This is a genomic window from Verrucomicrobiia bacterium, from assembly GCA_019634625.1.
In the GTDB taxonomy this organism is placed as follows: domain Bacteria; phylum Verrucomicrobiota; class Verrucomicrobiia; order Limisphaerales; family CAIMTB01; genus CAIMTB01.
The window spans coordinates 53,523-78,442 of the sequence record JAHCBA010000013.1 but is presented as its reverse complement, the minus strand read 5'-3'; the positions used below and the strand labels follow the sequence as shown (position 1 = coordinate 78,442).

Genomic DNA, 24,920 nt, shown 5'->3' with positions numbered 1-24,920 from the left:
CGGTCCGCCCGGTGACAAGGCTCATGGGTGTTCACGACGGCCCATACAGGAACCGTCGCCCGGGGTTACGAAAAAAGTTTCGGGCTCACCGGCTTTCCGCCAGATCCCTCCCCACCTCGTACCGGGCCAGGTAGCGCCGCACCCAGCGGGAAAAAAAATCCTCCTGCCCCTCGCCCCTGAGGACCCCCGCCTGCAACCGGCGCAGCACCTCGACCGGGGCCTCCTCCACCCAACCGTTCCGGTGCAGTCGCCGGCCGGCCAGCGCCTCCACCAACTCGGGCAGCCACGCCGGCGCCGGCGTCGCCGGTTCCTCGAATCTCCACCGCGTCAGGATCGCCCTGTGCGTGAGGGTCACCACGTCCGCATCCCCGGGCAGAAACCAACCCCGCAGCATCCTGTCCCCGTGAAACATCGGCTCGGTGAGCGGCAGTCCGCTCGCCACATCCCAAATCCGGGCTTCGTCCCGGTCCGCCACCGTCAGCAACCGCCGTCCGTCCCCGCTGAACTCCACCACCCAGACCCGGTCCGGATGCCGCATCGGCGGCGCCAGCGCCCGTCCTGTCTCCGCATCCCAAAGCCGCACCGTGCGATCCTCCCCTCCCGTCGCCACCACCCTTTCGTCCGGACTGAACCGCGCCACCAGCACCGCGCCCTCATGGCGCAGCACGGGATCCAGCGGCAGGCCAGTTTCAAAATCCCAGATCCGCGCCGTTCGATCCACCGACGCAGTCAACACCCTCCGCTCGTCGCGCGAGAACTCCGCGGTCCGAACCCGGCCGAGATGCCTCAATTCCACCCCGGCCGACCCGGCCTCGGAAACGCTGAACCCACGAACCATCCCGTCACCGCACAGAAGAGCGAGACGCGACCCGGTCGCACTGAGCTGAATGTGGTGGATCCGCGCCGGAACCTGAAACTCCCTCTCCAACCGCCCCCCTTCCCCAATGTCCCATGCCCTCACCACACCTTCCCTCGCCCCGCTCCACAACCTCCGCCCATCGGGCGACCACGCCAGATCCTCCGTCTCGTACTCCGTTCCCATCGGACCCGCCAGCAGCCGCCCCGTGGCAACCTCCCACACGCACACCCCTCTCCCGCCGGCAGCGACCCGGGAGGTGTCCGGTGACAGGACCGCCACCGTGACCGGAGACCCAAGCTGCACCGCCGGCCCCACCCGTGCCTCTCCAACCACATCATAGACCTGCACCGTCCTCCCCTCGGTGGCCACCACCAGGCCCGCCCCTCCCCGCATCCTCAAGTCCCTTCCGGCTTTGCCGGGCAACCGCGTCGAGGACGGCATCCGGTCCCGCCGCCGCACATCCCAGACCCGCGCCGTGCCATCCTGCGAAGCCGTCGCCACGCGCATCCCTTCCCCATCCACCACCGCCCGGACCACCGGCCCCTGATGTTCAAACGGCTCCACCACCGGCACCATCCGGTCCACGTCGAAGACCCGCGCCAGCCCGCCCCGGTAGGCGACCACCGCGTGCCGTCCATCCGGATGCCAGCCGACGTCCAGCACCACCTCGGTCTCCATCACGCCAAACCGCCCGCCCACCCGTCGCGGCTCCATCTCCCAAAGCTGGGGCGGTTCCCCAAACCGCAGCACCAGGGCCCGCCTCCCGTCCGCCGACCAGCGCAAGCCCACCACCTCCTCCCGAAACGGCTCGTGCATCAACGGTTCGCCCGGATCGTGCGCATCGTACAACGCCACCGTCCCGTTCCCCGTCCCCGCCAGAAGCCGGTCCCCCTGCGGCGACAGGCCCAGCGCCGTGATCGGCCCGCCCATATGAACCCGCCGCACCCCCCAGCCCCGCTCCTGTCGCGTCCACACAGCGACTTCCCCCGCCTCGGTCCCGGTCGCCACCCGCCACGCGTCCCGACCCACATCCAGCGCCCGGATGCGTTGGCCCACCACCAGCACCTCCCCCTCCGATTGCCCGTCCGCCGCAACCACCACCCCGAGGCGCCCGCTGCCGCACGTCCACACCACCCGGCCCCCCTCCGGATCGAACTGCGCCAGCGTGGGTTGGCCCGGCCACGGACCCTCCTCCCGAATCATCGTTCCCTCCGCCACCCCCCACAGCGCAGCAGGCCCGCCCGCGCGCACCGTCAACACCCGTTCGCCACCCTGGCCAAATGCCGCGCTCTCCAACGGCCCCCCGGCCTCGAACGTCCGGGTCACCACCCCATCCGCAATGCTCCACAACCTGGCCCGCCCATCCACCGATGCCGTCAACACCCGGCTCCCCTCCGGATGAAACTCCACCCAGGTCACCGCCCCCCCATGGCGCAACGGCTCCCCCTCAGGCCACGCCAGCGCCCGATGCTCCAGCAAGGACACCAGCCGCGAGGCCAGCACCGGATCGTCCGGACGCTCCCGCAGCAGCAACGCGAACCGCGACATCCCGTCCGCCACACGCCCCGCGGCGATGAAATCCTCCGCCGCCCGCCATTCGTGTCGCCGCAGCTCGGAAGCCAGTCGCGCATTCACCGCCTCGGTCTCGCGTTGGGCCAGAAGGGTTCTCCAACTCAACCAACCCCCGCCCAGGGCCATCGTGCCCAGCAACAGCAGCACCATCGCCGCCACGGGACTCCGGCGCACCCAGCGCACCGCCCTTCCCATCGCCCCCGCCGGCCTCGCCACCGTCGGAACACCGCGCGCAAACCGATCCAGATCCTCCCCAAACGCCCGGGCGCTGGCATAACGGCGGCCCGGGGATTTCTCCAGGCACTTGAGCACGATCGCCTCCAGATCCGCCGGCACCGCCGGATGAAGCCACCGCGGCGCCACCGGCTCCCGCTCCCCGATCTGCCTCAGCGTCTCCCCAACGCTGCTCCCCCAAAACGGCGGGCGCCCCGTCAACAGCTCGTACAGGATCACCCCCAACCCGTACACATCCGTCCCCACACCCAACTCCCGATGCCGCCCTCCCGCCTGCTCGGGCGAGGCGTAACAGGGCGACCCCATGACCTCCCCCGTCACGGTCAGGGCCTGCCCCTCCGCACCCATCCGCTTGGCCAGCCCAAAATCCGCAATGTGCGGTTCCCCCCCGGCATCCAGCAGCACGTTCGACGGCTTCAAATCCCGATGAAGAACCCCCTGCTCATGCGCGTACTGCACCGCCCCGGCCAGCACCTGGCTCAGCCGCACCGCCCGCTCCACCGCCACCGGACCGTCCCGCACCAGTTCGGACAGCGTCTGGCCCTCGATGTAATCCATCGAGTAGAAGTGCTGGCCCCCCTCCTCCCCGACCTCGTGGATCCGCACGATGTTCGGATGACACAACCGCGCCGCGGCCGACGCCTCCCGCATGAACCGCTGGACCTGATCCGAGCCGGCAAATCGCCCCAGAAGCAACAGCTTGACCGCCACCACCCGCCCCAGGTTCCGCTGCCGCGCGCGATAAACCACCCCCATGCCCCCGTGCGCCACTTCCTCCTCCAGATCGTATTCCCCAATCCGCAACGGCACCCCGCCGCGTTCCGGTTCCCCCACGGATGCCCTAAGATGATCCGCCTGCTCCCAACCTTCCTCGTCCATCAAGGCACGGGCCAGGCAGCTCTCGCAGACCCCGTCCAGGCTGGACCCCTCCCGCGCCGCGCCGCAGACCGGGCACGGCTCCGGGGACGGCCGCCCGCCCGGCTCGATTGACGGAACATTGGCCATGGCTTCACCCCATCCATTTCCCCCCTTCTCCTAGCGGGCGAGCAAGGTTGCGAGATGCCGGAGCTCATCCTCCACCTCGGCGGGATCGGCAAGCGTCTGAGCCACCTCCTGACGGACCAGGTCCCGGTACCGCTGCCGCAGGCGGTGCACGGTCACCTTGACCGCCCCCATCGAAATCCCCAGCCGGGTTGCCACCTCGCCATACGAAGACCCCGCCCCCGACGCTCCCAGATAGCCCTTCAAGGCCACGAACAACTCACCGCGCCCCGCCGCAGCGAACTCGATACCCAGCCGGTCGAGCGCCCGTCCCAGCGTCGCCCGCGCCCACCGCCGGTCGTACATCACATCCGGACTCGTGTGATCCACGGGCTCCGCCTGATACCGTTGCTCCCCCTCCAGGGCATCCCACGACACCAGCCGCCGCCCCCCGCCGCGCTTCAGCGCGCGCATCCGCTCCAGCTCATTGCGCAGGGCGTTCTGGAACGACCTCAGCAGGAACCAGCGAAACCGCCCGCGCTCCCGGTCGATCCCCCCCAGCAACCCATCCTCCATCCAGTGCGAAAAGAAACCCTGCGTCAGATCCTGCGAGTCCTCCGGCGAAAACCCGCAGCCCCGGGCATACGCGTACAACGGGTACCAGTACGTGCTGCACAACGTCGCCAGCGCCTGCTCCCCCACCGGCGAAACCACCGCATCCCGCGCCGCCAGCACCTCGCTCCAAAGCGTTGTGCGAAATGCGGCGGACCGCTCCTCTCCAACACCACGAATCGCTGAAGTCCGGACTGGCATGCGTCCCGCCTCTTCTAATGAACGGCCTACGCCTTGTCACCTGTCCTCTGGGTATCGGCCCGGCCAGCCCCCCCCCGCCGCAAGGCCATCCAGTCATGCGGGAGCTGGGACATCCTTTGGATTGGAACGTCGCGGAAGCTGCAAGGGCAGCAGCAGTGGCCAGGGTAAAGTTTTGGAGTGCGGCGCTCCGCGCCGCTTTGGATTAGCGCGAGCAGTGACCTGGGGTAAGCCGTCCGCCATGAACCCGGACAATCTCCCGCCCGAAACCCAAAGCGGTGCGGAGCACCGCACTCCAGATTGGCCGCATCCTCCCTCCCACCGGCCACTTTGGATTGGTCCACCGCAAGTACTGCAGGAGCAGTGGCAGTGGCCAGGGTGAAGTCTTGGAGTGCGGCGCTCCGCGCCGCTTTGGATTGGCGCAAGAAGTGACCCGGGGTAAGCCGTCCGCCATGAACCCGGACAACCTCCCGCCCGAAACCCAAAGCGGTGCGGAGCACCGCACTCCAAATTGGCCGCATCCTCCCTCCCACCGGCCACTTTGGATTGGCCCACCGCAAGCACTGCACGGGCGGTAGCAATGGATAGGGTGAAGTTTGGAGTGCGGCGCTCCGCGCCGCTTTGGATTGGCGCGAGAAGTGACCCGGGGTAAGCCGTTCGCCATGAACCCGGACAACCTCCCGCCCGAAACCCAAAGCGGTGCGGAGCACCGCACTCCAAATTGGCCGCATCCTCCCTCCCACCGGCCACTTTGGATTGGCCCACCGCAAGTACTGCAGGAGCAGTGGCAGTGGCCAGGGTGAAGTCTTGGAGTGCGGCGCTCCGCGCCGCTTTGGATTGGCGCAAGAAGTGACCTGGGGTAAGCCGTCCGCCATGAACCCGGACAACCTCCCGCCCGAAACCCAAAGCGGTGCGGAGCACCGCACTCCAAATTGGCCGCATGCTCCCTCCCACCGGCTCGCCGAGGGTGGGACGTTTATCGTGACGGCGGGGACTTACCGGAAGACGCGCTTCTTTGCGGGGGAAGAGCGCTTGAAGGGACTGCATGACGGGCTGCTGAGGTATGCGGCGCGTCACGACTGGCGGCTCGAGGCGTGGGCGGTGTTCCCGAATCATTACCACTTCGTCGGGCACTCGCCGGTGGGGGCCGAGGACGGGGCGGCGTCGCTGACGGTATTTCTGGCCGACCTGCACCAGAACAGCGCAGCGTGGGTGAACAGGCTGGACGACTCGAGAGGGCGGAAGGTGTGGCACAACTTCTGGGAGACGCGGCTGACCTTCGAGAAGAGCTACTTCGCGCGGCTGAACTATGTGCATCAAAACGCCGTGAAGCACGGTCTCGTCGCAGTGGCGAACCAGTATCGCTGGTGCAGCGCCGCGTGGTTCGAGCGCGAGGCGGAACCGGCGATGGTGCGGACGATCTATGCCTTCAAGACGGATCACGTGAAGGTGCTGGACGATTTCTGACTCTTTGGAGTGCGGCGCTCCGCGCCGCTTTGGATTGGCACGTCGCAGGAGCTCCAAGGGCGGTAGCAGTGGATAGGGCGAAGTCTTGGAGTGCGGCGCTCCGCGCCGCTTTGGATTCCCCCGTGATCCGGACCGGCGAGTCGAACCTCACCTCCACCCTGCCTTCTTACGTTTCCACCTTCGCCGCCCTCGCCAGCCTCCTCCCGGGCGACGCGGCGCCGTCGGTGCGCCTCAATTCCTTGCCGATCCGTGTGGGTCTCCTCAGACTTCCTGCCATGCACGGGCCTCGACCTGGGACCAGGCGTTCGACCCCCACGAGATCACTGCCTCCAGGACATCCGGCGCAACGCGGCAGGTCCAACCCGGCACTCCTGAACGATCGCCCCTGAGATCCGCCTTTCCCGCCCCGAGTCCGCCCACTCCCATGGACATCGAGTTCCTCATCGGCCCGGCCGGCAGCGGCAAGACCCACACCTGCCTCGAACAGATCCGTGCCGCTCTCGACGCGGATCCCGAGGGCCCGCCCCTGCTCTGCATCGCACCCAAGCAGTCCACCTTCCAACTCGAACGCCAGATCCTCGGCCTCGGTGTCCACGGCTTCACCCGCCTGCTGATCCTCCCCTTCGATCGACTCGCCCGCTGGCTCCTCGCCGAACTCGGACAACCCACCGGCGACACCCTTTCCGAAGAGGGCCGCACCATGGTCCTCCGTGCCCTCATCCTGGAACGGGAAGCCGATCTGCGCGCCTTCCGCACCTGCGCCCGCACCGCCGGCTTCGCCTCCCAGCTCAGTCAGGTCCTGCGCGAACTGCACCGCGCCGGCGCCGGCCCGGCCCGACTCCGCGACGCCATCCCCGCCGAGCCATCCACACCCGGCCAGACCTCCCTCGCCGCCAAACTCCATGACCTGGCCCTGCTGATCGAGGCCTACCGCAACTGGCTCGCCGTCCACCACCTCCACGACGCCGATCACCTGCTCATCCATGCCGCGGAAGCCCTCGTGCAGGCACGCCGCAACGGCAGTGCCGTCCCCGCCTTCGCCGGACTCTGGCTCGACGGCTTCGCCGAGATGACCGTCCCCGAGTTGAACCTCCTCGCCGCCGTCCTGCCCCACTGCGCCCACGGCACCCTCGCCTTCTGCCTCGACCATCCCGTCGCTCCGCCCCAGGGGGAACCCATCCCGGAACCCGTTCCCGGTTCCCTCTGGACCACCACCGCCACCACCTTCCTCCGCTGCTGGCGCCAGGTCGATGCGCTCGGCCTCAACGCCCGCCTCCACCCGCTCCCTGATCCGGCGCCGGCCCCGCGGTTCCGCCACACCCCCATCCTCGCGCACCTCGCCTCGGCCTGGACCCGACCCCAAGCCCCGCCCAGCCCACCCGAGGAGGATCGCACCGGCATCCTGCCCGTCGAATGCGCCGACCCCGAGGCCGAAGCCCTCCTCGCCGTCCGCCTCATTCATCGGCACGTGCGCCAGGAAGGAGGCCGCTACCGCGACATCAGCGTGATCCTCCGCCGCATGGACGGCTACGCGGACGTCCTCCAGCGCGCCTTCCGCCGCCACGGCATCCCCTTTTTCGCCGATCACCGCGAACCGATGTCCCATCATCCCGTCGCCGAACTCACCCGCGCCGCCCTCCACATGGCAGCCGGCGCATGGGCCCACGACGACTGGCTCGCCGCCCTCAAGTCCGGCCTCGTCGTCGATCCGCCCCGGTTCGTCGATCAACTCGAAAATGCCGCCCTCCGCCACGGACTCCGTGACGACGCCTGGCTCCGTCCCTCCGAATACCGCGCCGCGGCGCATCTCTCGGAGGACGCCGTCCGCTGCCTCGAAGCCCCGGTCGGGGCCTTCCGCCGGTTTCGCGATACGCTCCCCCCCGCCCCGACCGGCGTCATCCTCGCCGAGGCCCTGCGGGAACTCTGGGCCGGTCTCGAAGTCCCCGAAACCCTCGATCGCTGGCAACACGAGGCCACCGATCTCCCGCCCCTCTACCGCGCCATCCACCACACCGCCTGGGAACAGATCCAGTCCTGGTGCTCCAACCTCGCCCTCGCCTTCGCCACCACCGAACTCCCGTTGCGCGACTGGACCGCCATCGCCGAGGCCGGGCTGTCCCGGCTCACCCTCGGCATCATCCCTCCCGCCCTCGACCAGGTCCTCGTCGGCGCCGTGGACCGGGCCCGCCAGCCCAATGTCCGCCTGACCCTCGTCCTCGGTCTCAACGAGGGGGTCTTCCCCGGCGCCCCGGCCGCCCCCGCCCTCCTTCACCGCGCCGACCGGTTGCGCCTCGCCGAGGCCGGACTCGACCTCGGCTGGGCCCCCCTTCAACAGGCGGCCCGCGAACAGTACTTCGCCTACATCGCCTGCACCCGCCCCTCCGAACGCCTCTGCGTCACCTGGTCCCGCCGCGGCCTCGATGGCAAACCCGCCGTCCGCTCCTCCGTCGCCGAACGCCTCCTCGCCCTCCTCGGCCTGCCGCCCCAGCAACCCCCCGACCCCGATCCCACCCTCGAATACGACGGACGCCTCCGCGCCTTCGAAGGCACCCCCTGCGCCGGCGACGCCCGTTCCCTCTCCGAATGGCTCGAGTGCCCGGACTGGTTCCGCACCCTCCCTCTCGACCTTCCCCCCGGGCACCCCGCCGAACTGGTCGCCCGCCACGTCGCCCATCTCCACCACCATCTCCTTCCTCCCTCCGGCGAACCCGAACGACGCCTCGCCCCCGAAACCGTCGTCGCCCTCCACCCCGACGGAACCCTCACCTCCTCGGTCAGCGCCCTCGAGGACTTCGCCGAATGTCCCTTCCGCCACTTCGCCCGCCGCCAGCTCCGCCTCGGTGAACGTCCGGAGTTCAAGACCGACCCCATCAGCTCCGGAAACCTCCTTCACCGTACCCTCCACCGCTTCCACCAGGCCACCCTCGAGGAAAAGGGACGCTGGCGGAACTGGCGCCCCGACGAGGCCGCCGCCCGCATCGGTCAACTCGGGCGCGAACTCGCCGCCACGCCCGAGTTCGCCGCCTTCACCCGCGACCCCGCCCTCGCCTGGGAAACCCACCGGCGCCTCGACCAGCTCGGCGACGCCGTCGGGCAGATGATCCGCTGGATGGAAACCTGTTCCTTCGATCCGCTCCTCGCCGAATTCCGTTTCGGCTCCGCCCCGGATTGCCGGGCCGGCCCGTGGTCCATCGAACTCCCCGGCAGCCGCACCCTCCGCCTTCAGGGCAGCATCGACCGCCTCGATGTCGCCGTGGCGCCCGACGGCACCTGCCTCGTCGCGGTCTTCGACTACAAGTCCTCCGCCATCAGCCCCTCCGCGCCTGCCGTGGCCCGCGGCTTCGAACTCCAGCTCTTCGCCTACCTTGCCTTCGCCGCCGCCTCGCCCGACCTGCCGCCCACCATCGCGCACGCCGCCCCGCTCGCCGCCGGCGGCGCCTTCTACGTCCCGCTCGCCCCCAAGGTCAGCGCCACCGGCCGCACCGCTCCCGACGACGAACGCCTCGCGTCCTTCCGCAAATCCCTCACCCATGCCGGCCGCGGCAACGCCGACTGGAGGGTCCACTTCGATTCCTCCCCGGGCACGGGAACCCCCAGAGGCTCGGGATCCGACCAGTTCAAGCGAACCCATTTCCTGCCCTCCGAGGAGTTTCAAACCCTCCTCGACAACACCGTGACGCACCTCCAACGCCATGCCACCGCCATCCTCGATGGAACCGTCGGCGTCCTCCCGGTCCGCTACAGCCGCCAGAAATCCGCCTGCGACCACTGTCCCTACCGCTCCGTCTGCCGCTTCGAACCCCTCGTCGGCGACTTCCGCTCGCTCCAGTCTCCAATCCCCGGTCCGAGGTCGTGATGGTGTATCCCTGGCGAATGGCGAATTCCGAACCGCGATTCGAGGTTCCAGATCGTTGCTCTGAGGCCGTTCCCCATCTTCCCACCCCTCTCTCCCCATGAGCCAGCCCACCCCCCAGCAACGCCAGGCCATCGACGCCCGTGGCGCCATCCTCCTCACCGCCGGCGCCGGCACCGGCAAGACGGCCACCCTCGTCCAGCGCTGCCTCCGCCTCGTGATCGAGGCCGGCGTCGATATCGATCGCCTCCTCGTCGTCACCTTCACCAATGCCGCCGCCGCCGAGATGAAACAGCGTCTCCGCGAGGCCCTCCGCCACGCCGCCACCCAACCCGACGCCCCCGAAGCCCTCCAGCGTCAGCTCCTCCTCCTCGAAGCCGCCCCCATCGCCACCCTCCACTCCTTCTGCCTCGATCTCATCCGCACCCACTTCGCCGAACTTCACCTCGACCCCGCCGTCGCCGTCCTCGACGAATCCCTCGCCACCCCGCTCGCCCGTCAGACCGCCCGCCGCCTCGCCCTCGATGCCCTGGCCAACGACCCCGACACCCGCACGCTGGCGGACCACTACTGCCAGGCCCGCATCGATCCCCTCGTCGATCTGCTCCTCGAAACCCACCGCTTCTTCGTCGCCCAACCCCGCGCCGCCCGCTGCCTCGACGCCCAACTCAACCGCTTCGAACCCCTCGCCCCCAACGCCTGGAACCCCCTCCGACCCTCCATGTTCACCGCCTGGTTGCTGGAGTCGGCCCCCGCCGTCCGTACCCAGATCCCCCTGACGATCGAGGGCATCGAGCAGGACAGGAACTTCGCCGGCAAATCGCCAACCGGCGAGGGGCTCCGCCACCTCACCACCCTCCTCCCGTCCCTGATCCCGCTCCTCGATCCCCTGCCCAACGACGCCACGATCGCGGATTGGACCCGGCGCCTCGACGCCCTCCTCGCCTTCGCCGACGATTCCCTCTGGGCCCGCGGCTCCAAGAAACACCGCGGCTGCCTGGAGGATTTCCTCGAAGACGTCGCCCTCCTCCGCACCTGGTGCCCCACGGACGGCCTCGATCCCCTGGACGTCGAATGGACCGCCGCCCGGGCCCCGATGTCCGCCCTGCTGCGCCTGGCCCGCCAGTTCGCCACGGCCTTCACCGACGCGAAGCGCGCGCTCGGCGGGGTGGACTTCGCCGACCTCGAACAACTCGCCCTCGAACTCCTCACCGACCCCGAAGGCCGTCCCACCCCCGTCGCCCTCGAATGGCGCGAGCGCTTCGAACACGTCTTCGTGGACGAATGCCAGGACATCAACCCCGCCCAGGAGGCCATCCTCCAGGCCCTCGCCCGCCACGGCGAACACGCCAACCTCTTCATGGTCGGCGACGTCAAGCAGAGCATCTACCGCTTCCGGATGGCCGCCCCAGACCTCTTCCAACGCCACCTCCGCCAGTGGCCCGCCCTCCCCCATCACCAGGTCCTGCCCCTCACCGAGAACTTTCGCAGCCGCGCCGGGATCGTCGCCTTCGTCAACGCCCTCTTCGATACCCTCATGCAACCGCGCCTCGGCGACGTCGGCTACGGCCCCGCCGATCGTCTCGCCTTCGCCCTGCCCGATCGCCGCGCGCCCCTCTCCCTCCACCCCCCCGAAGGCCAGGGCCCCCAGGGCGCCGCCCCCGACCCCGATTGCCGCGTCGAACTCCACCTCATTCGGGAAGTCGCCAATGCCACCGCCAGCGCCGACACCGGCGCCGATGACTCAGGCGCCGATCCGTGGGAGGACCTCCTCGAACTCGAACGCCAGGCCCACGTCATCGCCGCCCGCCTCCGCGAACTGATGGATGGCCAGCACCAGGTCTGGGATCGCACCACCCACACTTTCCGTCCGATGACCTGGAACGACGTCGGGATCCTGCTCCGCTCGGTCTCCGGACGGTCCGGCCCCTTCCTCCGCGAATTCCGCCGCCGTGCCATCCCGCTGTCCGTCGAACAGGGCGACTTCCTCGACACCCTCGAAGCCTCCGACCTTACCAGCCTCCTTCGCCTGCTCGACAACCCCCGGCAGGACATCCCCCTGTTCGCCGTCCTCCGGTCCCCCTGGTTCGGCTGGTCCCTCGATCAACTCGTCCAACTCCGCCTCGCCGGGGCCCACGGCGACGCCTGGGAACGACTCGAACACGCCGCCCAACAGCGCAACGCCCACGGCCAGGCCGCCCGCGATTTCCTTCAAACCCTCGAACGCTGGCGGCGCCTCGCCCTCATGAGTTCCCTCACCTGCGTCCTCGAAACCGCCCTCGCCGAAACCCGCTACGAAGCCTTTCTCCTCACCCTCCCCGACGGCCCCGACCGCGTCGCCAATGTCCGTCGTTACCTCGATCTCGCCCGCCGCTACGATCCCCTCCAGCGTCAGGGCCTCTTCCGTTTCCTCCGCTTCCTCGACGATCAGCGCGATGCCGGACGCGAAATCGATCCGCTGCCCCCGCGCCGGGCCGACGCCGTCCAGTGGATGTCCATCCACAAAAGCAAGGGACTCGAGTTCCCCGTCGTCGTCGTCGCCGGCCTCTCCGCCCCGTTCCATTTCCCCGCCTCGAAGGCCCCGCTCATCCTCTCCCGAACCGTCGGACCCGCCCCTCAGTTCGTCGACCTCCCCGCCCGGCGCCGTCACGAAAGCCTCGTCCTCTGGCACGCCCGCCGCGAGGAACGCGCCGCCAGTCTCGCCGAGGAACTGCGCCTCCTCTACGTCGCCGTCACCCGCGCCCGCGACACCCTCATCCTCGTCGGCGCCTGCAAACCCGAAAGCCGCACCTGGATCGAACGCACCTCCCTCCCTCCCGCCGCCGGCGTCCCCCGCGCCCTTCGCGCCACCGAATGGATCGGTCTCTGGCTCGGCGGATCCCTCGACGGCTCCATCGACTCCGGCGAGGCCACCTTCGGTGAGGAGCCCGATACCGCCCGGCTCCGCTGGCACTTCCACGCCGGCACCCTCGAACCCCGCGAGCCTTCCCCTTCCCCCGGAGATCCCGACCTCCCACCCGACGACGCCTCCGCCCGGATGCCGTCCCTCGATCTCACCCCGGCCAAAGACCCGGCTTCCCTCATCCCCGCCAAGACCTCCGCCAGCGCCCTGCGCCGTCTCGGACCCGAACCCGACGCCGAAGCCGCCCCGGCCGTGAAGCCCCGGCACCGCCCCTTCCCCGCCGCCCGCCCCCGCGACGACGCCCCCGGCTCCCCCACCCGGATCGGCACCGCCCACCACCTCTTCCTCCAGCACCTCGACCTCACCCCGGAACCCTCCGACACCCACCTCCACGAGCACGCCCGGACTCTCGTGACCCGCGGCATCCTGCGCGACTCCGACCTGCCCCACCTCGACCTCGCCGCCATCGCCCACTTCTGGCGTTCCCCGCTCGGCGCCGAAATCCGCACCCACGCCCTCCGGGTCCGTCGCGAACTCCCCTTCACCGCCGCCTTTCACCCCTCCGAACTCCCGGCCTTCGCGACGACACCCCCGCCGGACCCCGACGAATTCATCGTCGTCCAGGGCGCCGTCGATCTCGCCGTCCTGCTCCCCACGGAAACCTGGCTCGTGGACTTCAAGACCGACCACATCACCCTCGAAGAAATCGAATCCCGCGCCGCCGACCATCGCCACCAGCTCCAGCTCTACGCCACCGCCCTCGAACGCATTCACCGCCGCCCCGTGACCCGCAGCGTCCTCCACTTTCTCCACCCCCGACACACCTGGTCCGCCCTCCCCGCCTGAGAGAAAGCATCCCAGGCCCGGCCTGCCTCCCGGGATGAATGCTCCCCCCCCCAGCCACGCATCGACAGGAAGGATCAGGGCGACCCGTCGATCGCGGCAACGGCGGGAGAGTCGCGCCGCTTCCGGTGAACGGAGTCCTTGAAGGATGTCCCGGGACCGTCAGGTGCCGATTGCGGAAGACTTCCTCCGTGCCTTTCCCCTGCATTCGTGCTTAAACCGGGCCCGCGCAACATGGACTACGAAGCGGTCATCGGCCTGGAAACCCACGTGCAGCTCAAAACCCGCTCGAAGATGTGGTGCGCCTGCCCCAACGCCTTCGGCGCCGAACCCAACTCCCTCGTCTGCCCCGTCTGCCTCGGACTCCCCGGCGTCCTCCCCGTCGCCAACGAGGAGGCCCTCCGCCTCACCGTGCTCACCGGTCTCCTCCTCCAGTGCGAGATCCCCCGCCGCGCCAAGTTCGATCGCAAGAACTACTTCTATCCCGACGTCGCCAAGAACTACCAGATCACCCAGTACGACCAACCCTCCACCTGCCGCGGCTTCGTCGAATTCGAACATCAGGGCCGCCTCGAAAAAGTCCGCATCACCCGCGCCCACCTCGAGGAGGATGTCGCCAAGAACACCCACTTCGACCGGGAGAGCGGCGTCGATTTCAACCGCGCCGGCGTCCCCCTCCTCGAAATCGTTTCCGAACCCGACCTCCGCAGCCCGGAACTCGCCCAGGCCTACCTCAATGCCCTCGTCGAAATCCTCGTCCAGGGCGGCATCAGCGACTGCGACATGGAAAAAGGCATGGTCCGCTGCGACGTCAACGTGAGCGTCCGCCCCCGCGGAGCCTCCCAGCTCGGCGCCAAAATCGAGATCAAGAACATGAACACCTTCTCGGGTGTCCGCCGTGCCCTCGAGTACGAGATCCCACGCCAGATCGATGCCCTCCGCCGCGGCGAATCCCTCCGCCAGGAAACCCGCCGCTGGGACGATGTCGCCGCCGTCACCGAATCCATGCGCGCCAAGGAGCACGCCCACGACTACCGCTATCTCCCCGACCCCGACCTCCTCCCCCTCGAACCCTCCGAAACCTGGCTCGCCGAGGTCCGCTCCCGCCTCGTCGAACTCCCCCTCGCCCGCAAACAGCGCCTGATCCAGCTCCATGGCCTCCCGCCCGGCGACGCCGAGGTCTTCAAGGCCAACCGGCCCCTCGGCGATTTTTTCGAACGCGCCGCCGACGGTGCCGCCAACCCCAAGGCCGTCGCCAATTGGATCATCAACAACCTCGCCGCCCTCCTCAACCAGTCCGGCACCCCCCTCGAAGCCGTCCCCTTCCCACCCCGCGCCATCGCCGATCTCGTCGCCCTCGTCGATTCCGGCGAGATCAATTCAAAGATCGCCCAGGAAGTCTTCACCGGGATGTTCACCTCCGGCGAGGCCCCCGCCACGATCGTCGAACGCAAGGGCCTTCGCCAGGTCAGCGATTCCAGCGCCCTCGAAGCCGCCTGCGACCAGGCCATTGCCGCCCATCCCGGACCCGCCAGCGACTTCCGCCAGGGCAAGGCCGCCGCCCTCAATTTCCTCAAGGGCCAGGTCATGAAACTCACCCGCGGCAAGGCCAACCCCGCCCTCATCGGCCCCATCCTCGAACGGAAACTCAATCCCTGAATCCCATCGGCCCCATCAGTCCCATCGGTCCCATCGGTCCCTTCAGTCCCTTCGCATCCCGCCCCCCCTCCCCCATGCATTGACACCGCAGGTCCGCCCCTTAGCGTCCCCGCATGCAGTCGCTCCTCGACTCCCTGATCGAGATCATCCGCCGAACCTCCGCCGAAATCCCCGACGACGTCCACCAGGCCATCCTCCGCTCCGTCGAAATCGAGAAGAAGGGCACCATCGCCGCCTCGGCCATGGAAATCATCGAGCGCAACATCGCCCTCGCCCGCAACAAGTCCCAGCCCATCTGCCAGGATACCGGCAGCGTCCTCTTCTACGTCGATGCCCCGGTTGGCCTCGATCAGGTCGCCTTCGCCGAAACCGCCCGCGACGCCGTCCGCCAGGCCACCCGGAAGGGCTACCTGCGCCAGAACTCCGTCGATGCCCTCACCGGCAGGAACGACGGCACCAACTGCGGCCCCGGTGCCCCCACCCTCCACTTCCATCAGCATCGCGACGAATCCCTCGATGTCCGCCTCGTCCTCAAAGGCGGCGGCTGCGAAAACGTCGGCGCCCAGTACTCCCTCCCCGAGGAATCCCTCCAGGCCAACCGCGATCTCAACGGCTGCCGCCGCGTCATCCTCGACGCCATCCTCCAGGCCCAGGGCAAGGGTTGCGGCCCCGGCATCCTCGGCGTCTGCATCGGAGGCGACCGCGCCACCGGCTACGAATGGTCCAAAACCCAGTTCCTCCGCCGCCTCGACGACGTCAATCCCGTCCCCGAACTCGCCGCCCTCGAGCAGGAAATCGTCAAGACCGCCAACGACCTCGGCATCGGCCCCATGGGCTTCGGCGGCCGCACCACCCTCCTTGGCTGCAAGATCTGCGCCGTCAATCGCGTCCCGGCCTCCTACTTCGTCAGCATCAGCTACATGTGCTGGGCCTACCGGCGCCAGGGCGCTTCCCTCGATTCCAACGGCGGCATCCTCTCCTGGCTCTACTGATTCCCATGATCCCCATCACCACTCCCGTCTCGGAACAAACCATCCGCTCCCTCAAGGTCGGCGACGAAGTGCTCCTCTCCGGCGTCGTCTTCACCGGACGCGACGCGGTCCACAAGTACCTCCACGATGGTGGTGCCCTGCCGGAAGGGGTCAGCCTGCGGGATGGCATCCTCTACCACTGCGGCCCGGTGGTCATCCGTGACGACGCGGGCGACTGGAAGGTCGTCGCCGCCGGCCCCACCACCAGCACCCGCGAGGAACCCTACCAATGGCAGATCATCCGCGACCACGGCGTCCGCGGGGTCATCGGCAAGGGCGGCATGGGCCCCAAAACCCTCGCCGCCTGCCGCGAACACGGCTGCGTCTATTTCCATGCCGTCGGTGGCGCCGCCCAGGTCCTCGCCGAATGCGTCCGTAAAGTCCGCGGCGTCTCCTTCCTCGAAAAGTTCGGCTCCCCCGAGGCCATCTGGGAACTCGATGTCGTCGAGTTCCCCGCCGTCGTCACCATCGATTCCCACGGGCGTTCCCTCCACGAGGAAATCTTCCAAACCAGCTCCGAAGCCCTGGCCCGGCATGTGCCCGCCCAGACCCACTGACCGGACGGCTTCGACAAGGACCCGCGCTGGCGCGACCTCCTCGACTTCCGCGGCCCGCGCGACGTGGAACGTCCCCCGGATCGCTGGAGCCGCCTCGAGATCGAAGCGCGCGGCGACACGCTCCGGTTCGATCTCAATGGCGTGACCGTCAACGCCGCCCGCAATGTCTGGCCCGCCCGCGGCCGCATCCACCTTCAATGCGAGGGTTCCGAGGTCTTCTTCCGCCGCTTGGACCTCCTCCCGCTCCTTCCCTGATCCCCCCCCGCATTTTCCCCTGCCCACGCCCCGACGCGATCGTTAGACTCCCAACCGTGCATCCCCACTCCGCGCCCGATTCCAATGGTGATCGCCACGAACCCGTTGGCGCGGATGCCTCGCCAGCCTCCAGCCTTCGCGCCGCCGTCGCCACCCTCGAATCCGAGCTGGGCCCCGAAGCCGTCGCCGAGGTCCTCGGCGCCTTCCTCATCGACACACCGGAGCGACTCGATGAACTCGATCGCCTGGCAGCAGGAGTTGACCAGCCCGCCCTGCGCCTCGCCGCCCATTCCCTCAAAGGCAGCTCCGCCCTCTTCGGCGCCCTCGGACTGGAGGATGCCGCGCGTGCCCTCGAGGAGAGCGCCGCCAGCCTCCGTCGCGACGAACAACCCGCCCTCGCAGCCCGGGTTCGCTCCGAATTCGTGGGCATCCAGCCCGAACTCGAAGCCCTTTGGCGCGCCGCAGGTAGCGCGTCCCCTTAGCGCATTCCTCGTGCGCAGTCCGGCCTCCCCGCCCTTCCTCTCGGGCGCCATGAGAGAATCCTGCCTGCGCCCTTCATGTTCGCGGAGTTCCTGCCGTTATACGGCGTAGAGCCAGTGGCCAACACCTGCCGTGGAGCCAGGCTTGAACCGCGATGAACGAAGGCGAAACCCGTGAACGCATGATGGAGCGCCTGCTGATGGCCCAGCGCCCCTGGGGCCGCTTCCGCCTCAGCCTCTACGCCCGCTGGAAACGCCTCGCCTGGACCACCGTCGTCCGCAGCACCCTCTTCCTGAAACGCCTGGTGGATATCGCCGGCAGCGTCGTCGCCCTGCTCCTCTTCTCCCCCCTCCTCGCCGTCCTCGCCATCCTGGTCAAGCTGGACGGCGGACCGGTGTTCTTCCGCCAGACCCGCGTCGGCCTCATGGGCCGCGAGTTCCGCATGCTCAAGTTCCGCTCGATGGTCGTGGACGCCGAAGCCCGCCTCAAGGAACTCCTCGACAAACACGGCTCCAAGGACAGCGTCACCGTCCTCATCCGCGACGATCCCCGCGTGACCCGCATCGGCCACTGGCTCCGTCGCACCTCCCTCGACGAACTCCCCCAGTTCTGGAACGTCCTCCGCGGCGACATGTCCCTCGTCGGCCCCCGCCCCCCGGTGCCCCGCGAAGTCTCCCTCTACACCCAGACCGACCGCCGCCGGCTCCTCGTGAAACCCGGCATGACCTGCCTCTGGCAGATCGGCGAACGCGAGGGCCGCCTCCTCGAAGTCGGACACCGCCATCACATCGAGTTCCCAGAACAGGTCGAACTCGATGTCCGCTACATCGAGAGCCAGTCCCTCGTCCGCGATCTCTGGATCCTCGCCAAAACCATCCCGGCCATCCTCTTCGGCCGCCTCACCTGACCATGCGCGCCCTCGTCATCTGCCCCGCGGATCGATCGGCCCTGGCGTTCCTCGGACGCGACCGTCCCCTGGCCCTTGTCCCCATCCTCGGAAACTCCCTGCTCGATGTCTGGCTCACCGAACTCGCCTCCCGCGGCGCCCGTGACGTCCGCATCCTGGCCACCGACCGGCCCGAACAGATCCGCGCCGAGGTCGGTCGCGGCGAACGCTGGGGACTTCGCGTGGAAGTGGTGCCCGAACCCGCCGAACTCACCCCCGAAGACGCGCTCCGCAAACATCGTCCCCTCGGCGATACCCACTGGCTGCCCGCCCCCTTCGACGCCATCCCTCTCGACCACCTCCCCGGCAGCAGCCCGGGCTGGGACGGTCCCAAAGCCTGGTACGGCGCCCTGCGCGACCTCCTGGCCCAAGGCGGCATCCAGCGGCTCGGCGCCCGCGAATGGTCCCCCGGAATCTGGGTCCATGTCCGCGCCCGCATCGCCCCCACCGCCCGCCTCGAAGCCCCCTGCTGGATCGGTGCCCATGCCTGGATCGGCGCCCGCTGCCTCGTCGGCCCCGGCACCGTCATCGAGGAGGGCGCCTACCTCGACGAGGGCGTCGAGGTCGCTGACAGCTTCATCGGGCCCGGTACCTACCTCGGTGCCATGACCGAAGTCCGCCAGTCCCTCGCCTGGGGACGCGGCCTCTGCAAATGGACCACAGGGTCCTGCACCGAGGTGACCGACGATTTCCTCATGGGTTCGGTCGGTGACCGGGCAAGCCACGGCAGGCGCGCCTCGTGGACCGGCCGCGCCCTCGCCCTGGCCGCCCTGGCACTCACCGCGCCGTGGCTGGCCTGGGCCTGGTGGCGACGGCCGCGCGGCCAGCCCTTCCTCACCCGCCTCCAGGCCGTGCGCGCCCCCAGCCATCATCCGGACCTCATGGAGACCCTCGAATACCGGGAACTCAACGGCATTCAAGGACTCGCCCGACGCTGGCCGCAGCTCTGGAACATCGTCAGGGGCGATTTCGCCTGGGTCGGCAACCGCCCGCTGACCCGCGACCAGGCCCGGACCCTCCACGACGATTTCGAACGCCTCTGGCTGGCGGTCCGGCCCGGTCTGATCTCCCTCGCCGATGCCGAAGGCTGCCCGGACCCGTTCGGCGATGAAGCCCGCGCCCACGCCAGCTTTTACTCCGTCCAGCACAGCTTCCGAACCGACCTTCAAATCCTGTTACGCACCCTCGGGTGCACCCCACGCCAGCCGTCCGACACCCTGCCTGTCACCTCAGCCCCCAACTCATGAGCACCTCCCCTCCCGATCCCGTCCTCCAGATCAGCGGCCCAAGCGAACTCAATGCCATGAACGCCACGCCGTTCCGTGACCAGGTCCGCTCCTCGCTCCGGCCCGAACATCAGCAGATCGACATCGATTTCTCCGAGACCCGGTTCGTGGACAGTTCCGGCCTCGGAGCCCTCATCTCCCTGCACAAGGCCATGGTCGGCCGTCAGGGCCGCATCCGGGTGGTCCAGCCGACACCCCAGGTCCAGCAGGTCCTCGAACTCACCCGCATGCACCGTCTCTTCGAGATCGTCGCCCTCCCATCATGAACACACTGACCCGTGACGAAGTCCTCCAGGTGACCGGCTTCGACAGCCTCAGCGGCGCCAACGCCGGACTGTTCCGTGAACTGGTCCGGGCCAAGCTCGCCCCCCAGCACCGGCGCGTCGAGGTGGACATGTCCCGCGCCGCCTTCATGGACAGCGAAGGCCTCGGCGCCCTGGTCGCCATCCGGGCCCGCCTCAAGGAACGCGGCGGCCGCGTGGAACTGGTCGGCACCCCCAGCCAGGTCCGCGAACTCCTCCGCCTTACCGGCGTGGACTCCCTCTTCGAGTTCCTTCCTTCCCCCTGATCCCGTGTCCACCCTCACCTCCGTTCCCGGCAATCTGCTCCGGCTGACCTGCCACTGCGAACTGGCCGCCATCCGGGAGGTGGCCCGCTCCGTTCGCGGCTTCCTCGAACGTCAGGGACTCAGCACCCCGGAGGCCGACGCCTGGGAACTCATCTGCGCCGAGGCCGGCAACAACGCCGTCGAACACGCCCCGCCCCACGCCCGGCACCTCCCCATCGAGGTCTCCATCGAAATCAGCCCCACCGCCGTCGAACTCCGCGTCATCGATCATACTTCCGGCTTCGAACTGCCCCCCTCCTCCGAACTCCCCGATCCCCTCGATGAAGGCGGTCGCGGACTGTTCCTCATCCGTTCCCTCTCCGACTCCCAGCGCTACTGGCGCGGCACCGGGGAAAACTGCCTCGTCGTCATCCGCCAACGCGCCGCCCCGGAACCTGAATCCGCCCCGCCGGACCCCTCGGTGCAGCAATCCATGCTCGAGGCCACCCTCCACACCATGACCGAGGAACTGGCCGCCTCCTACGAGAGCCTCTCGGCCATCTTCCGCTTCACCGAGGAACTCATCCGCAGCGGCGGAGACGACCGGTTCATGGACCGCTGGCTCCTCGAACTCAAACAGATCACCGGCGCCGACTGGTACGTTCTCCGCCTCCTCGACGAATCCAGGGGCGTCCTCGATGTGGCCCGCACCTCCCATCCCGACATGCCGTTCCCCCCACTCCCCCTGGCCGGAACGCTTTCCCCAGGAGGCTCCCTCGAACTTCGTGCCGTCCACGGCCGCCAGGACGTCTGGTTCGATCCTTCCGAACCCCCACCCCAGGGCGATCCCCTCCGCTGTCTCTCCGCAACCCTCGCCGGACTCGCCCATCCCCTCTTCGTGGCCGGCCAGCTCGTGGGCTCCCTCGCCGTCGGCCGCTATGCCGGCTCCCATCCCTTCACCGCCGGTCAGGTCAACATCGTCCATACCCTCTCCGACTTCCTCGGCATCCAGATCCGCAACGCCCAGTTCCAGAAATCCACCCTCCAGGCCCAGTTGCTCGATCGCGATTATGAGGTGGCCTCCCGCATCCAGCGCCAGCTCCTCCCCAAACAGCATCCCCGCAACGGCCGCTGGGCCACCCTCGGCTTCTGCGAAAGCGCCCAGCGCGTCGGGGGCGACTTCTACGACATCATCGAGGTCGGCTCCAACGGCCTCCTCCTCGCCGTCGCCGATGTCATGGGCAAGGGCCTCCCCGCCGCCCTCTTCGCCACGGTCTTCCGTACCCTCCTCCGCGCCCGCCCCGAACTCGCCCGCAGCCCGGGACCCTTCGTGGACTGGCTCAACGAAAACCTCGTCGAGGAACTGGGCGAACTCGAGATGTTCATCACCGCCCAGCTCGCCTACGTCAACCTCTCCACCCGCGAACTCCGCGTCGCCGGCGCCGGCCATCCCCCGCTCCTCCTCGCCGGCGTCGATCATCCCGCCGAGGAGGTCCTCAGTTGCGGCCCTCCCCTCGGCATCTGCTCCAGCCTCGAATTCCACGAGGAACGCCGCATCCTCCCGCCAGGCGCCAGACTCCTCCTCTACACCGACGGTGTCACCGAGGCGACCTACCCCGACGGCGTCCAGGTCGGCACCGGTCCCCTCATCGAAATCCTCAACACTTCCATCCTCCGCCGCGACGAGGTCGAACGGACCATCGCCCGCATCGGTGAACTCCAGGGTGACATCGACGGCGAACGCCCCGCCGCCGACGACCGCACCCTGCTCCTCCTTCAGGAGGACGTCCCGTCCACCCCCCCCATCAACCTCTCCCGCCGCCATGCCTGCCACAGTCCTCATCGTCGATGACGAACCCCACATGCTCCGCATCGCCGAACTCAGCCTCAAACGCGGCGGGTTCCACCTCCTCGTCGGCCGCAACGGCCGCCAGGCCATCGAACTGGCCACCCGTCACCTCCCAGACCTCATCGTCATGGATGTCCTCATGCCCGAAGTCGATGGCCTGACCGCCCTCCGCCGCCTTAAGGCCGATCCCGTCACCGCCGACATCCCCGTCATCATGATCACCGCCCGCGGCCATGTCATGACCCGCCAGGAAGCCGAGGAGTACGGCGCCGCTCTCTTCCTCACCAAACCCTTCAGCCCAACCCAGCTCCTCCTCGAAACCCGCCGCCTCATCGCCCCCCCCTCCGCGGACTGCCCCGCCGAACCGGTCGCCGCCGCCGTTTCCTGAATCCACGTCGCCTCGGAGGGCCGGATTCCACGAGGCCGCAGGAGAACGGTGCATCAGATGGATGACCCGCACAGCGCGTCCCTCCAGAGTGATCCAACGGCGTGAAATCGGAGGGCCGAGTTCCACGAGGCCGCAGGGGTGTGGTGCATCAGATCGAAGTCTCGCTGGGACTCGTACTCAGCCCGAAGGGCGGTACTCGTCCTCGTCCTCGAGCCCACAGGCACACCTTTTCCTGCGTCGCCTTGGCCCCGGAGCATCCCCAAGTTGTCGGTACCGAGGCCGCGAATCGGAGCGACGAGCTCTGCGAGTCCTCAACCCAACGCTCCACATCGTTGCGGCCTCGTGGAACTCGGCCCTCCGAAGCGCCGCTTGGCGGAGTTCGCACCTCTACCCAGAACTTCGGGATGCACTGCCTTGGCCCCGGACCCCGGCTTTTGGCGTGTGACCCGTCCCGACTCCCGCTACGGTGCCCGGCCGTATGGCGGACCATTCCACTCCGGGCCTCACCTGGCTGCTCTTCGCGCTGCTCACCGTCGTCACCTGGGGCGTGTACGGCATCTTTCTCCATACGGGCCAGATCGGCATGGGCGACCCGGTGAACGGCCGCTACAAGGCCTTCCTCTTCGTCGGCCTCGCCTACTTCCTGACGGCCGTCCTCGCCCCCGCCGCCCTCCTCTGGTTCAAGGGCGCCTCCTGGGTCTTCCCCGCCAAGGGCGCCTGGTGGTCCCTCCTCGCCGGCATCGTCGGCGCCATCGGGGCCTTCGGTGTCCTCCTTGCCTTCGGAGCCAAAGGCACGCCGCCCGTCGTCATGTCCATCATCTTCGCCGGCGCCCCCGTCGTGAACGCCCTGGTCGCCCTCAGTCTCCATCCCCCCGCCGGCGGTTGGGGCGCCGTCAAACCGCAGTTCTACCTGGGCATCGCCCTCGCCGCCATCGGCGGTTGCCTCGTCACCTACTTCAAACCGCCGCCGGCCCCCGCCAAACCCGGCGTCGCCGCCCACCACCCAGGCCCCGCCCAACCCGCCGGGCCACGGTCATAACCCCCACCCCGTCCCGTGGCGCCCGCGACGTCCCGCTCCAGTCTCGAACAACGCCAGTGGCCCCTCCTCGCCTCCCTCCTCGAGCGCGTGGGCCGCGACAACCCCTTCTACCGCGACCGCTGGCAGGCCTGCGGCATCCGTCCCGAAGTCGGATCGATCGCCGAGTTCAAGACCCGCTTCCCCTTCACCCGAAAGCAGGACCTCGTCATCGATCAGGCCGCTCATCCCCCCTACGGCTCCAACCTCACCTTCCCCATCGACCACTACACCCGCTGCCACGGCACCAGCGGCAGCACCGGGCACCCCCTCCGCTGGCTCGATACCCCCCAAAGCTGGCAGTGGATGCTCGACAACTGGCGCCGCGTGTACCTCGCCGCCGGTGTCACCCGCTCCGACCGCGTCTTCTTCGCCTTCTCCTTCGGACCGTTCCTCGGCTTCTGGACCGCCTTCGAGGCCGCCCTCCAGCTCGGCTGCCTCTGCCTCCCGGGTGGCGGCCTCACCACCGTCGCCCGTCTCCGCTCCATCCTCGATCAGCAGGCCACCGTCCTCTGCTGCACCCCCACCTACGCCCTTCACCTCGGCGCCACCGCCCACGCCGAACACCTTGACCTCGCCGCCAGTCCCGTCCGCCGCATCCTCGTCGCCGGGGAACCCGGCGGAAGCATCCCCGCCACCCGCAACGCCATCGAATCCGCCTGGCCCGGCGCCCGCGTCTTCGATCACCACGGCATGACCGAGGTCGGCCCCGTCAGCTACCCCTGCCCCGCCCAACCCGGCGTGCTCCACGTCATCGAGGAGGGCTACCTCGCCGAAATCGTGGATCCCCGCACCACCCAGCCCTCCCCGGATCACGCCATCGGCGAACTCGTCCTCACCACCCTCGGCCGCGTCGGTTCCCCCCTCATCCGCTACCGCACCGGCGACCTCGTCCGCGCCCGCCCCATCGCCTCCCCCTGCCCCTGCGGCTCCGTCGATCTCGCCCTCGACGGCGGCATCCTCGGTCGCGCCGACGACATGGTCGTCATCCGCGGCGTCAACGTCTTCCCCAGCGCCGTGGAGGAGGTCATCCGCGATGTCGGTGGAATCGCCGAATACCGCGCCGAAGTCCACGCCGAGGGCGCCCTCCGCGAACTCCGTATCGAAATCGAACCCGTTCCCGCTTCCTCCTCCGCCACGGCCCCCGCCGACCTCGCCCGCCGCCTCGAACACGCCTTCCAATCCCGCCTCGCCCTTCGGGTCCCCGTCCGCATCCTCGAACCCGGCACCCTGCCCCGCTTCGAAATGAAGGCCCGCCGCTGGATCCGTACCGCCGAACCCGCCTCAGCCCCCCGGGGCGGATGACGATGCCGAACCTCATGACCC

16 protein-coding genes and 1 pseudogene are annotated in these 24,920 nt (G+C 68.9%); 15 read left to right on the top strand and 2 right to left on the bottom strand.

Annotation, left to right across the window (positions count from 1 at the left end):
• Positions 1-85 precede the first annotated feature (85 nt).
• Complete coding sequence (locus KF833_10100; protein MBX3745648.1) at positions 86-3,670, bottom strand: protein kinase; 3,585 nt, start codon at positions 3,668-3,670, stop codon at positions 86-88.
• Positions 3,671-3,700: 30 nt separating this feature from the next.
• A complete protein-coding gene (locus KF833_10095; GenBank protein MBX3745647.1) occupies positions 3,701-4,459 on the bottom strand; it encodes a sigma-70 family RNA polymerase sigma factor in 759 nt (252 codons plus the stop codon).
• An 870-nt stretch (positions 4,460-5,329) separates the two neighbouring features.
• Between KF833_10095 and KF833_10090 the strand changes: the two genes are divergently transcribed.
• The 15 genes and pseudogenes from KF833_10090 to KF833_10020 all read left to right on the top strand — a co-directional run bounded on the left by KF833_10090 (position 5,330) and on the right by KF833_10020 (position 24,899).
• Complete coding sequence (locus tag KF833_10090) at positions 5,330-5,923, top strand: transposase (GenBank protein MBX3745646.1); 594 nt, start codon at positions 5,330-5,332, stop codon at positions 5,921-5,923.
• A gap of 424 nt (positions 5,924-6,347) precedes the next feature.
• Entirely contained in the window at positions 6,348-9,779 is a 3,432-nt protein-coding gene (locus KF833_10085; protein ID MBX3745645.1) for a PD-(D/E)XK nuclease family protein, read from the top strand.
• A 97-nt stretch (positions 9,780-9,876) separates the two neighbouring features.
• Positions 9,877-13,524, top strand: a complete 3,648-nt coding sequence (locus KF833_10080) for a UvrD-helicase domain-containing protein (protein ID MBX3745644.1) — start codon at positions 9,877-9,879, stop codon at positions 13,522-13,524.
• A 231-nt stretch (positions 13,525-13,755) separates the two neighbouring features.
• Positions 13,756-15,180, top strand: a complete 1,425-nt coding sequence (gatB, locus tag KF833_10075) for an Asp-tRNA(Asn)/Glu-tRNA(Gln) amidotransferase subunit GatB (protein MBX3745643.1) — start codon at positions 13,756-13,758, stop codon at positions 15,178-15,180.
• Positions 15,181-15,293: 113 nt separating this feature from the next.
• Positions 15,294-16,768, top strand: a pseudogene (locus KF833_10070) (fumarate hydratase).
• A 63-nt stretch (positions 16,769-16,831) separates the two neighbouring features.
• On the top strand, positions 16,832-17,023 hold the full coding sequence (locus KF833_10065; protein ID MBX3745642.1) for a DUF1080 domain-containing protein: 192 nt from the start codon (positions 16,832-16,834) through the stop codon (positions 17,021-17,023).
• Between the two features lie 56 nt (positions 17,024-17,079).
• On the top strand, positions 17,080-17,505 hold the full coding sequence (locus KF833_10060; GenBank protein MBX3745641.1) for an Hpt domain-containing protein: 426 nt from the start codon (positions 17,080-17,082) through the stop codon (positions 17,503-17,505).
• A gap of 152 nt (positions 17,506-17,657) precedes the next feature.
• Positions 17,658-18,410: a sugar transferase gene (locus KF833_10055; protein MBX3745640.1), complete on the top strand. Its 753-nt coding sequence runs from the start codon at positions 17,658-17,660 to the stop codon at positions 18,408-18,410.
• A gap of 2 nt (positions 18,411-18,412) precedes the next feature.
• Complete coding sequence (locus KF833_10050; GenBank protein ID MBX3745639.1) at positions 18,413-19,696, top strand: sugar transferase; 1,284 nt, start codon at positions 18,413-18,415, stop codon at positions 19,694-19,696.
• On the top strand, positions 19,693-20,001 hold the full coding sequence (locus KF833_10045; protein MBX3745638.1) for an STAS domain-containing protein: 309 nt from the start codon (positions 19,693-19,695) through the stop codon (positions 19,999-20,001). The genes KF833_10050 and KF833_10045 overlap by 4 nt, the downstream gene beginning before the upstream one ends.
• Positions 19,998-20,303 carry an STAS domain-containing protein gene (locus KF833_10040; protein ID MBX3745637.1) on the top strand — a complete coding sequence of 102 codons (306 nt, stop codon included), beginning with the start codon at positions 19,998-20,000 and terminating at the stop codon, positions 20,301-20,303. Before KF833_10045 ends, KF833_10040 begins: the two co-directional genes overlap by 4 nt.
• A gap of 4 nt (positions 20,304-20,307) precedes the next feature.
• Complete coding sequence (locus KF833_10035; GenBank protein ID MBX3745636.1) at positions 20,308-22,134, top strand: SpoIIE family protein phosphatase; 1,827 nt, start codon at positions 20,308-20,310, stop codon at positions 22,132-22,134.
• Complete coding sequence (locus KF833_10030; GenBank protein ID MBX3745635.1) at positions 22,106-22,519, top strand: response regulator; 414 nt, start codon at positions 22,106-22,108, stop codon at positions 22,517-22,519. Before KF833_10035 ends, KF833_10030 begins: the two co-directional genes overlap by 29 nt.
• Before the next feature lie 478 nt (positions 22,520-22,997).
• The gene (locus KF833_10025; protein MBX3745634.1) at positions 22,998-23,558 is read left to right on the top strand and encodes a hypothetical protein; all 561 of its coding nucleotides are present in this window, start codon (positions 22,998-23,000) and stop codon (positions 23,556-23,558) included.
• A 15-nt stretch (positions 23,559-23,573) separates the two neighbouring features.
• Positions 23,574-24,899 (top strand): AMP-binding protein, encoded by a 1,326-nt coding sequence (locus KF833_10020; protein MBX3745633.1) that lies wholly within the window; start codon positions 23,574-23,576, stop codon positions 24,897-24,899.
• The last annotated feature ends 21 nt before the right edge of the window (positions 24,900-24,920 follow it).